This window comes from Gemmiger sp. An120 (assembly GCF_002160955.1).
In the GTDB taxonomy this organism is placed as follows: domain Bacteria; phylum Bacillota; class Clostridia; order Oscillospirales; family Ruminococcaceae; genus Gemmiger_A; species Gemmiger_A avium.
In genome coordinates, this window is the sequence record NZ_NFLN01000010.1 from 12672 (window position 1) to 24277 (window position 11606).

The 11606-nt window shown below is 61.6% G+C and carries 7 protein-coding genes and 1 riboswitch; of the genes, 1 reads left to right on the forward strand and 6 read right to left on the reverse strand.

The features are described from left to right. Positions 1–125: 125 nt before the first annotated feature. From pflA to B5E65_RS09460, 3 genes are all read right to left on the reverse strand, one after another. Positions 126–854, reverse strand: coding sequence for a pyruvate formate-lyase-activating protein (gene pflA / locus B5E65_RS09450; RefSeq protein ID WP_242957519.1), 729 nt, complete (start codon positions 852–854; stop codon positions 126–128). Beyond that, positions 851–3079 (reverse strand): formate C-acetyltransferase, encoded by a 2229-nt coding sequence (gene pflB, locus B5E65_RS09455; RefSeq protein ID WP_087171528.1) that lies wholly within the window; start codon positions 3077–3079, stop codon positions 851–853. Before pflB ends, pflA begins: the two co-directional genes overlap by 4 nt. A gap of 87 nt (positions 3080–3166) precedes the next feature. Next, positions 3167–3251, reverse strand: a riboswitch (ZMP/ZTP riboswitch). Positions 3252–3480: 229 nt separating this feature from the next. Next, positions 3481–6765: a DUF5107 domain-containing protein gene (locus tag B5E65_RS09460; protein WP_087171529.1), complete on the reverse strand. Its 3285-nt coding sequence runs from the start codon at positions 6763–6765 to the stop codon at positions 3481–3483. A gap of 182 nt (positions 6766–6947) precedes the next feature. On the opposite strand from B5E65_RS09460, the gene B5E65_RS09465 reads away from it, so the two are divergent. Continuing rightward, positions 6948–7790 carry a helix-turn-helix domain-containing protein gene (locus B5E65_RS09465; RefSeq protein WP_087171530.1) on the forward strand — a complete coding sequence of 281 codons (843 nt, stop codon included), beginning with the start codon at positions 6948–6950 and terminating at the stop codon, positions 7788–7790. 175 nt (positions 7791–7965) lie between these two features. Here B5E65_RS09465 and B5E65_RS09470 read toward each other — a convergent pair whose 3' ends face one another. The 3 genes from B5E65_RS09470 to B5E65_RS09480 form a co-directional block, all read right to left on the reverse strand. Next, on the reverse strand, positions 7966–9018 hold the full coding sequence (locus B5E65_RS09470) for a substrate-binding domain-containing protein (protein WP_087171531.1): 1053 nt from the start codon (positions 9016–9018) through the stop codon (positions 7966–7968). Between the two features lie 66 nt (positions 9019–9084). Beyond that, on the reverse strand, positions 9085–10071 hold the full coding sequence (locus B5E65_RS09475; protein ID WP_087171532.1) for an ABC transporter permease: 987 nt from the start codon (positions 10069–10071) through the stop codon (positions 9085–9087). Continuing rightward, complete coding sequence (locus tag B5E65_RS09480) at positions 10068–11585, reverse strand: sugar ABC transporter ATP-binding protein (protein ID WP_087171533.1); 1518 nt, start codon at positions 11583–11585, stop codon at positions 10068–10070. Before B5E65_RS09480 ends, B5E65_RS09475 begins: the two co-directional genes overlap by 4 nt. Positions 11586–11606: the final 21 nt, after the last annotated feature.

Sequence of the window (11606 nt, forward strand, 5' to 3'; positions counted from 1 at the left end):
CGGCAAGCAACAAGGGTTGGCAATCTGTCAACCGGGCTGTTCATCCGGCCCAAAATCCGCTTTGGGCGGCAAACGACCCGCTTCTCCCCTGCCGGAAACGGCGGAAACAAGCGGGTCGTGGTTTGTCAGCCGGCCAGATTTCCCAGCGCGGCGCGCAGATTGGTCAGATGCTCCGCCGACGCGGCAGGCACATCCGCCAGCGGGAACGGCAGACCCAGATTCTCGTACTTGTGCAGGCACAGTTTATGGAACGGCAGCAGTTCCACCTTTTGCAGGGTGGGCAGGGTGCGGGCCAGAGCGGCGAAGCGGGCGGCGTGTTCCGGCCCGTCGGTCAGGCCCGGCACCACCACATGCCGCAGCCAGACGGGCACCCCCATCTCCCCGGCCAGGGCCAGCACCTCCATCGTGTGGGACAGGCTGCCGCCGGTATAGCGGCGGTAGTCCTCCTCGGTGGAGAATTTCAGATCCGCCAGCAGCAGGTCGGTGTGTTCCAGTGCCGCCCGGGCAGCGGCCAGAGGGGCGGCGCAGGAGGTATCCAGCGCGGTGTGGAAGCCCTCCGTCTGCAGAGCCGCCAGCAGCGCAGCGGCAAATTCCGGCTGGGCCAGGGGTTCGCCCCCGGTGAGGGTGACTCCGCCGCTTTCCTTTATATAGGGCGCACAGCGGCGCACCTTTTGCAGCACCTGTTCCACCGTAGCCGGCTGCCCGCCGGAAAACGCCCAGGTATCTGGGTTATGGCAGTAGGCACAGCGCAGCGGGCAGCCCTGGAAAAACACCACATACCGCAGGCCGGGGCCGTCCACCGCCCCCATCGACTGGAAGGAGTGGACCCGGCCGGTCATCGCCCCGGCGCTCACAGCGCCTCGTGGAAGGTGCGCTGGATGACCTCCCGCTGCTGTTCCCGGCTGAGTTTGTGGAAGTCCACCGCGTAGCCGGATACCCGGATGGTCAGGTTGGGGTACTTGTCCGGGTCGTTGTAGGCGTCCACCAGCTTCTGGCGGTCCATTACGTTTACATTCAGATGGTGGGCCCCCTGGGCAAAGTAGCCGTTCAGCAGCTGCACCAGGTTGGCGTACCGGTCCGCGTCGGTGCGGCCCAGGGCGGCGGGCAGGATTGAGAAGGTGTTGGAGATGCCGTCCTTGCAGTAGTCGTACCGGATCTTGGCTACCGAGTTCAGACTGGCCAGCGCGCCGCTCTTTTCCCGGCCGTGCATGGGGTTGGCGCCGGGAGCAAAGGGTTCGCCCGCCTTGCGGCCGTCCGGGGTGGAACCGGTCTTTTTGCCGTAGACCACGTTGGAGGTGATGGTGAGCACCGACAGGGTGGGTTCGGCGTTGCGGTAGAGAGGATGCTTTTTCAGTTCCTCAAAGAACAGCCGGGCCTGCTCGGCGGCCAGGGAGTCCACCCGGTCGTCGTCGTTGCCATAGGCGGGGTACTCCCCTTCCACCTCAAAGTCGGTGATCAGGCCGGTTTCCTCGTCCCGGATGCAGCGCACCTTCGCGTACTTGATGGCCGACAGGGAGTCCGCCAGCACGCTCAGCCCTGCGATGCCGAAGGCCATATACCGGTGCACGTCGGTGTCGTGCAGGGCCATCTGCAGCTTCTCGTAGGCGTATTTGTCGTGCATGTAGTGGATCACGTTCATGGTGTTGGCGTAAACGCCGGCCAGCCACTCCCGGTAGAAGTCCAGGCGGCGGCAGACACCCTCGTAATCCAGGTACTCGCCCTGCCAGGGGGTGGTGGCGGGGCCCACCTGCTGGTTCTTCTTTTCATCCTTGCCGCCGTTCAGGGCCATGAGCAGCATCTTGGGCAGGTTGGCCCGGGCGCCGAAGAACTGCATATCCTTGCCCAGCCGCATGGCGGACACGCAGCAGGCAATGGCGTAATCGTCCCCGTAGATGGGACGCATCAGATCGTCGTTCTCGTACTGGATGGCGTCGGTCTGGCAGGACACCCGGGCGCAGAACCGCTTGAAGCCCTCCGGCAGAGCGGCGGCCCAGAGCACCGTCAGGTTGGGTTCCGGCGCGCTGCCCAGGTTATACAGGGTGTTCAGTACCCGGAAGGAGTTGCGGGTGACCAGGGTGCGGCCATCCTGGCCCATACCGCCCACCGCCTCGGTGATCCACATGGGATCGCCGCCGAACAGCTCGTTGTACTCGGGGGTGCGCAGGTGGCGGGCCATCCGCAGCTTGAGCACGAACTGGTCCATCAGTTCCTGGGCGCCGGTCTCGTCCAGGATACCGGCCGCCATGTCCCGCTGGAAGTAGATGTCCAGGAAGGTGCTGACACGGCCCAGGCTCATGGCCGCGCCGTTCTGCTCCTTGATGGCGCCCAGATAGCCGAAGTAGGTCCACTGCACCGCCTGCCGGGCGTTTTCGGCAGGGGCGGAGATGTCAAAGCCGTAGAGCCCGGCCATCTTTTTCAGCTTGTCCAGGAAGTCGATATGGCGCCAGACCTCCTCCCGCAGGCGGATGGTGTCCTCGTCCATATCCCGATGGCCCAGGGCGGCGTAGTCGGCCTTTTTGGCCTCGATCAGCATGTCCACCCCGTACAGGGCCACCCGGCGGTAGTCGCCGATGATTCGGCCCCGGCCGTAGGCATCGGGCAGGCCGGTGATCAGGCCGCAGTGCCGGGCGGCACGGGCCTCTTCATTATACACGCGGAACACCCCGTCGTTGTGGGTGGTGCGGTAGCGGAATTCTTCTTCGATCTTGTCGGACAGCTTGTAGCCATAGGCTTCGCAGGCCTGCCGGGCCATCCGGATACCGCCGAAGGGGTTCACCCCCCGGCACAGCGGCGCGCCGGTCTGCAGGCCCACGATCAGCTCATTCTCCTTGTCCAGGTAGCCGGGGCCGTAGCTGAGCAGGCTGGACACGTTCTCGGTATCCACGTCCAGCACGCCGCCCTTGGCCCGCTCTTCTTTCAGCAGGGCGTTGAACTTCTCCATCAGCCCTTTGGTGCGGGCGGTGGGCCCGGCCAGGAAACTGTCGTCCCCCTCATAGGGGGTATAGTTGCGCTGGATAAAATCCCGCACGTTGATCTCGTTCTGCCAGACGCCGGGCACAAAACCGTTCCACTGCTGCATAGTTGTTCTCCCTTCCCCTGCCTGCGGCAGGCGCTCCCACATCGCTGTGCCGCCCTGGACAAAACAAAATGGGCAGCACCGCAAACGCGATGCTGCCCAGACGGTCGGCAATGTATGGGACGGCCTGTTCCCCTGTGGTAGTTCCACTGATCCGTCAGTCACAGGCGTCTGCCCCCTATATATGGTGGCGGGCGGAACGCCGCGCCGGTGGGGGCACTTCATATGGTACGCCATTTTGCGGGTGCTTGTCAAGCGGCAGACTGCACGAACCGGGCCACCCGCAAACGGAAAACGACCGGCGGGGTACACAAAAGGAAATCTTTTCCGGAAAACCCAAACGCCCCTGCCGAAACAGGGGCGCTTGGGTGTCAGTTGAGAGAAAAAGAGGATAGCAAATTGTTTCAGTTGCACAGATGGCTGTGCAGGATAGCCCCCTGATGGGCACAGTCGATGCGCAGGGTCTCGGCAAAGCTGGCGGCGGCGCGGGCGGTATCGCCCAGGCCGTAGCTGCCCAGACCGATCAGGTAGTGGCAATGGCCCTGATTGCGGCGGGTCAGGTCTTCCTCAAACAGCTGCAGTTCCGGCAGGGACACGGCAAAGTAGTCGATCTTGACGGTGTCGAACAGGTGCTTCTCGCCGTAGTCCACCAGCTTGTGGAACCGGGCCAGGGCGGCTTCCTCCCGGCCCAGGGCGCGGTGTGCCAGGCCCTGGTACAGGATCATGTCGGCGGGCTGGTCGTTATAGTACATCATGCCCGCAGGCTCCTCGGTGCCCACGCTGGCGCGCTCAAAGTAGACCACGGCCTGCTCCTCGTTGCCCAGCATACGCTCGGCACAGCCCAGCGCGTAGTAGATGTCGTTGTCCTTGGCGCCTTCCAGCTTGCCCTCGCCCAGGTTCTCGGGGAATACCAGCGCTTTGAGCAGCAGGTCCCGGGCGCCGGCGGCGTCACCGGCGTTCAGCTTGGCCAGGCCCATCTGGGTCAGGGCGGTGGCGTACTGCTTGGTCACCTTGCCTTCACCGCCCTCCCAGGGATGGAAATGACGGCCCATGATGATGGCATAGGCCTCTTCATAGCGGCCCAGCAGGTTGAGCAGGGTTACATATTCCACGCACAGATCGTCCCGCTTGACCCTGGTCTCGGGGTACTTGTCCAGATTGGCCAGACGCTCGGCGGGGGTCACGCCGGTCTTTTTGTACAGCTGATCCAGTTCCAGCAGGATACGGGCGTCGGTGGTATCCAGGGCAAAGGCCTTTTCCATGCCTTCGCGGGCACGGACGGGATCCTTGGAGTTGTTGAACCAGGTCAGGGACAGGTTGCGCCACACGGTGGGGAACGCCGGATCCAGTTCGGCGGATTTCTCCCACAGCTGACGGGAAGTCTCATACTGCTTCTTGTCGTAGTACAGGCAGCCCAGGTAGTAGGGGGCGCGGGGATCGGTGGGATCGGCTTCCATAGCCTGCTGCAACACACACAGATCCTCCAGCTTGTTGGGGAAGCAGTACAGCGGGCTGCGCCCCTTGGCCTCGGCAAAGGCCTTGCGGCTGGCGTCCTCGTCGCCCAGGCGGGCCAGATAAGCGCCCTCGTAGTACTTGAGCATGGGGCTGCCGGCGGTGCACAGGCGCAGCATGGCCACCGCGGTATCCCACTGACCAGCCTCGGCCAGGTCGATGGCGCACTCGATAAAGCTGCTGGCACGATTGCCCATCAGGTGCAGCAGTTCCTCGTGGCCGGTGCCCTCCCACTGGCCCAGCAGGTAGCGGGACACATAGCAGAAGGGATCCAGTTCCAGATCGCTGCGCAGCTGATCCAGGGCCTCCACGCGGCGGCCCAGCTTATCCAGCAGGATGGCGCGCAGGCTGCGGGCTTTCAGGTTGTGGGCGTTGCGCACCAGGCTGCGCTCCACATGGGCCAGGGCCTCCCGCCACTCGCCGCGGCGGGTGCTGATGGCAGCCAGGTAGTAGAAGCTCATCTCCTGCTGGGCGGCGGTCCAGGTGGCCTTGTAGAAGGCGTCGAAGGCCTCGTCGTTACGGCCCTGGTAGAACAGCGCCAGGCCCAGATCGTAGTAGGCTTCGCTGTCGTAGGGGTTGGGGTTCTTCCAGGTCAGGCGGGCGATGGCGGCACGGAAGTGCTTCTCCGCCTGGGCGAACAGGCCCCGGCGCAGCAGCAGCAGGCCGTAGCCGGTGTTCAGGCGGATGTCGCCCGGGTCACGCTTCAGACCTTCCAGATAGTAGGGATCGGGATCGTAGGTGGCGTGGCGGTACTGTTCCAGATGCTGGGCAGTCAGGTACAGTTCCTCGCAGGTGGCGATCTCCTCCGGCTCCTTGGCGGGCTGGGCGGGATCAGGCACCTTGTCCACATGGGGCGCGGCGGCGGTGTAGTCCAGCAGCAGACGGCCGTCGGCATCGTAGACCGACAGGGTCAGCTCATGGGCGGCCAGGTCGCCGGTCTCGGCGGTGGTGCAGAGCACCTGGGTGGGCGACAGGTCGTTGGTGCGGTCCAGCCAGGTCTTGCCGCCGCCGGTCAGGACGGTGCGTACCCCGGCACGGGGGCCGGTGGCGTAGACCACCACATGGGACACCCCGTCCGCAACTTCCAGGTTCAGCACGATCTCGGTGCTGGCGTTCTTGACGCTGCCCGCCTTTTTGTAGGGCATGAAATACTGGGTGAAGGTCTTTTCCTCAAAGGGCTTGAGCCAGGTGAAGTCGGGCTGGTTGTCGGTGAACATACCGGTCATCAGCTCGATGTAGGGGCCGTTCTCGTCGGTCAGGTTACGGTCCCAGGCCTTGCCGAAGTCGCCGCAGCCCCAGGTCCACTGCTTCTTGCCGGGGGACACATGGTGGTCGGCAATGTGCAGGATGCCGGCCTCCACCTGGTAGTCATAGCCGCCCACGAAGTTGTAGTCAGAGTGGTAGGCCATGTAGGAGGTGGGTACCGGGATGTTCTTGTAGCGGCTGATGTCCACGCCCGCGCCGTAGTCGTGCTTGTAGTACACGCCGGTGGCGATGGGGAAACGGGAGACATCCCGCTTGCCGTGGTCCATAACCGCGGTCACGTCGGGCGGGAAGATGGACTGGGTGTAGTCGTTGACCGGTACCGCGGGGTTGGCCCACCACAGGAAGGTCTGGGGGGTGTTGGTGCGGTTGTACAGCTGGCCCTTGATCTCGATGTAGGCTTTATCCGGGTAGAGGGTGAAGCTGGCCATACCCTTGGTGCCGTACATCTGGTCCACCTCGCTCACCTGCACGGTGGCGCTGCCGTCCGGATTGTTCTTCAGCACAAAATCGGTGGGGGCATAGGTGGTAGGACGATGATGCTGGGGCCAGTTGAACTCGATACCGCCGCTGATCCAGGGCCCGGTCAGGCCCACCAGCGCGGGTTTGATGACCTCGTTGTAGTACACGAAGTCGTAGCCGTTGGTCTTATCATAGGCGCGCTGGATACGGCCGCCCAGCTCCGGCAGAATCATGACCTTCAGATAGTCATTTTCCAGCCAGACCGCCTGATAGGTCTGATCCTGCTTCTCGTCCAGAATTTTATCGATCACAGGATAGGGATACACACGGCCGGAGCTTCCCTGGTAGACCCGCTTTTCCAAAAACATGGGATTGCGGTCCGGTTTGCCCACGCCATAGGTGGGGATGACCAGAGCTTCCTGCCATACACGAACTTTACCCGTTTGCTGCATAGCGCGCTTCCTCCTTTGGGCGTTTTCTTTGCCTTTATCCTACCACAAACAAAGGGGTTTGTGGTTCTCGTTACTTGCTTACTTATTTCAAAAAATTGCGGTATTGATTGGGGAAAATCCCTCCTTGAATTGACACCTTTCGTCCCGTCTCCTATAATGGCTTTAGAGGGAGGGCGATCGGCATGAAAGTGTACAGCAAGGGTGTGCTTCCCAGCTCGGAAATTTACTTTCACACACCCAGCGAAACGGCGCGTAATCTCTTCTTTTATCCGCTTTGTGTAGGGCATTACTGGTGCAGCGGCGAATACCGGGTGGACCGCAGCAGCTACAACAGTTACCTGGCCCTGTTTGTGGAAAAGGGAACCGGCTATGTGCAGGTGGACGGCAGGCGGAGGACGGTGGGTGAAAATTCCGTTTTTTTGCTGGACTGCTACCAGTCGCACATCTATGGTTCCGAGGAGGGCTGGGAGATTTACTGGCTGCATTTTGACGGCACCCAGGCCCAGGCTTATTTCCGCACGCTGTGCCCCATATCCAACTGCCTGGTGATGACCCCGCCGGACCCCCGCAGCGTCCGCCGCAGCCTGGTACGGATCTACAATCTGTTCCATGACCGGGGCAAGGTGAGCGAATCGATGGTAAACAAATACACCGTGAGCCTGCTGACCGATTTCTTTACCGGCAGCCCGGCAACCGCCGACCGGGGCGAATCGGTCTCGGAAGAGCTGCTCAGCTACATTGCGGAAAATCTGGAGCAGCCGCTGACGCTGACCGATCTGGCGCGGCGGGCTTCCCTGAGTCCGTATCACTTTACCCGCCAGTTTAAAAAGGAGACCGGCTATACCCCGCACGAATACATCATCTTTGCCCGGGTCAATGCCGCCAAGTACTATCTGAAAACTACCTCGCTGCCTGCCAAGGCAATCACCCACAAGTGCGGTTTTTCCAGTGAAGCCGCTTTCTGCACCACCTTCAAACGGGTGGTGGGGGTCACACCGCTGGAATACCGCCGTTCTTCCCTGTAATATTTTCGCCCGGGTCTGCAGGCCCGGGCTTTTTTGATACGCCGGACACAGCACAGGGGCGGACCTTTTCAAGGCCCGCCCCTGTGTTGTAAATTCCTGCATGCAAAGCGGGCCCGGCATAAGCCGGGCCCGTTTTGCACAAGGGGTGTGGTTTTATAGCGTTGAATCCGGGAAATTACTCAGCGTACTTGCCCATGACCTCAACGTAGTTCTCCGGGGTGACAACCACGGCGTCCACAGCGGTCTCCATCTCGGGCTCCTCGCCGTTGATCAGCTGCAGCAGAACCTCGATGGAGCCAGCGCCCACGTCCTCAGCGGAGAAGTAAGCGGAAGCCTTCACGCAGGAGAAGTCCTTCTTGAACTCGTCCTTGGCCATGTAGCCGCCCAGACCTACAACGCAGGCGTCCTTATCCAGGCCGGCGCTCTCCAGAGCACGGGCAGCGCCGATGCAGCCTTCCTCGTTGGCACCGGTAACCAGCCAGGTCTTGATTTCGGGATGAGCGGTGATCACGGCAGCGGCCTGGGTATTGCCCTTGTCGGTGGTGCCGTCGTAGTCAGCCTTGAAGATGCGGGCGGTGTCAAAGTCGGGGCACAGCTCGGTGAACTTGTCGTACTCGCCCTCAGCACGCGGCACGCAGCTGGACACGGTGTCCATGGTCATGATCAGCAGGCCAACGTCTTCCTTGGTGGCCAGGTCGTTCTCGTTCACGTAGTTGGCCAGCCACTCGCCGTTGGCTTCGCCGATCTTGTAAGCGTTGATGCCAACCCAGGGAACCAGCTTCTCGCCGTCAACTTCCAGGGCGTCGTCGGCGGCAACCACGGGGATGCCAGCCTCGTTCATCTTGTCCACAACAGCCTGGGACATGGTCTGGTCAGGCACGCAGGTCACAACGCCGGCAGCCTTGTTGGCGATGGCGTTGTCCAGAGCCTTCAGGTACTCTTCGGGGCTCATCTTGGCGTCCACATAGGTGAACTCGTAGCCAGCGGCCTCGGCAGCAGCCTTGGCAGCCTCGCCCTCATCGATGAACCAGGTCTGGTCGCCGGCCTTGTAGATGCCGTAGATCATACCCTTGCTGCCGCCCTCCGTGGCGGGCTCGCTGGTGCTGTTGCCCGCAGCGGCGCTGCTGCCGCTGGCAGCGGGAGTGCTGCTGGATTCACCAGTGCTGCAGCCGGCCATCAGGCCCAGGCACAGCGTAAGAGCCGTTACCAGTGCAAGTGCTTTTTTCATGTTTGTTTCCTCCAATATGTATTTTTCGCCGGCAAATACCGGCACTCGAACCAGAATAAAGGAAGATCAGGCGTTCTTCTTGCTGGCCTCCAGCAGGCTGCGCTCACGGTTGCGGCGACGGATGAAGTCAGAGGTCAGAGCGAACAGCAGCAGGCCGCCGCGGGCCACGTACTGCCAGAAGGTGGGGATGTTGACCATGGTCAGGCCGGAGTTGAAAGCCTGGATCAGGAACACGCCCAGAACGGTGCCGGTCATGCCGCCGACGCCGCCGCTGAAGGACACACCGCCCAGGATAACGGCGGTGATGGCGTCAAACTCCAGGTTGAGGTTGCCAGAGGGCTGGCCGGAGTTTATTCGGGCAGCAAACAGGGTGCCGCCCAGGGCGCAGAAGATGCCCATGACAACGTAGCAGATCAGAACGATGCGCTTGGGGTTCAGGCCGGCCAGACGGGCCGCGTCCTTATTGCCGCCGATGGCGTAGACGCTGCGGCCGAACTTGGTCTTGGCCAGGATAAAGCCGAAGGCCACATAGCACAGGATGGTGATCCAGACAAACAGCGGGATGTCCAGGAAACGGATCTTGCCGATCCACAGGAAGGTGCTGTCGCTGATGGCGATGGGCTTACCGTCGCAGATGATGTAGGCAAAGCCACGGATCACGGACTGGGTAACCAGGGTGGCGATGAAGGCTTCCAGCTTGATGCTGTTGACCATCCAGGAGTTGAACAGGCCTACCACGATGCCCGCCACGATGGTGACGATCAGGGCCAGCCAGAAGTTCAGGCCCCAGCTGACCAGCAGGGCTGCCAGCACGCCGGAGAAAGCCGCCACAGAGCCGGGAGACAAATCGTTCTGACCGGCAATGATCAGATAGGTATGGCCGATGGCCACCAGGCCTACCAGATGGGAGGCCACCAGGATATTCACAAAGTTTGTCCATCTGAGGAAGTTACTGTTCAGCAGGGTGAATACGATATATACCACGACGATCGCACCGATCAGGATCAGCTTGTCGCCGCTGATGATGCCGCCCAGCTTTTTCTTTTCGCTCATGCCTCATTCTCCTTTTTCGTTTTTTCCATCATGCCCAGGCTCAGCAGCCGGTCCTCGGTGGCGTCCTCGCGCATCACTTCACCGGTGATCTCACGCCCGCGCATTACAATGATGCGGTCGCTCAGGCCAATGACCTCCGGCAGTTCGGAGGAGATCAGGATCACGCCCAGGCCCTGCTTGGCAAAGTTGCAGATCATCTGGTAGAACTCTGCCTTGGCACCCACGTCGATGCCCTTGGTAGGCTCGTCCAGGATCAGCACCTTCGGCTCGGTGGCCATCCAGCGGGCCACGATGCATTTCTGCTGGTTGCCGCCGGAGAGCTCCACGATCTTCTTGTCGGCCGAAGGGGTCTTGATGCGGAAATCCCGGATGCCCTTTTCGGCGGTCTCCTGCTCGGCTTTCCGGTTCAGGATGCCCAGCGCGTTGGAGTGCTTATCCAGCAGGGAGATGTTGATGTTATCGGTGATGTCAAGGTTCGCCAGGATGCCCTGCATCTTGCGGTCTTCCGGCACCAGCACGATGCCGTTTTTCATAGCATGATAGGGCGAATGGTTGTGAATGGGTTTGCCTTCCAGCAGCACCTCGCCGCCGGTCATCTTGTCGGCGCCGATGATGGCGCGCATGGTCTCGGTACGGCCTGCGCCTACCAGGCCGGAGAAGCCCAGCACCTCGCCCTTGTGCAGGGTGAAGGAGACGTCGTCCACGTAGTCCGAGGAGATGTGGCGTGCTTCCAGCAGCACCTCGGTTTTGGGGGCGGTGTTGCGGTCCAGCTTTTCGTAGATGTCGCCCAGGTCGCGGCCCACCATCATACGGATCATATCCGCTTCGGGGGTGGTGCGGGCGTCCACGGTGTCCACATACCGGCCATCCTTGAAGATGGCCACCTTATCCGCGATGGTCTTGATTTCACTCATACGATGGGACACGTAAATGATGATCTTGCCCTCGCTCTTGAGCTTGCCGATGATCCGGAACAGGCTGTCGATCTCGGCGTCGGACAGGCTGGCGGTGGGCTCGTCAAAGCAGATGACCTTCAGGTTATCACGGCTGTACGCCTTCATGATTTCCACCATCTGCTGGTAGGCGATGCTCAGATCCTTGACCTTGTCCGTTGCCCGGATGGGAAGCCCGAAATCCTCGATGATCCGCTGGGCGTTTTCGTTAGCCTTACGGGTATCGATCATGATTCCCTTGGTCGGCATCCGGCCCAGATAGATGTTCTCGGCCACACTCAGCTCCATCAGGATCTGACGTTCCTGGTAGATCACGCTGATGCCGGCCTCGATGGCCTCATGCGGATTGCGGAAATGCGCCGGCTGCCCGTCCACCAGGTACTCGCCCTCGTCCGGCTGATAGTCGCCGTTGAGGGTCTTAAGCAGGGTGGACTTGCCCGCCCCGTTTTCGCCCAGGAACGCCAGCACTTCACCGCTGCGCGCCTGGAAACTGACCCCGTCCAACGCCTTTACGCCGGGAAAGTACTTGGTGATCTTCTTGAATTCAAGCGTATGCTGCACTTTCCAGACCCCTTTCTTTTG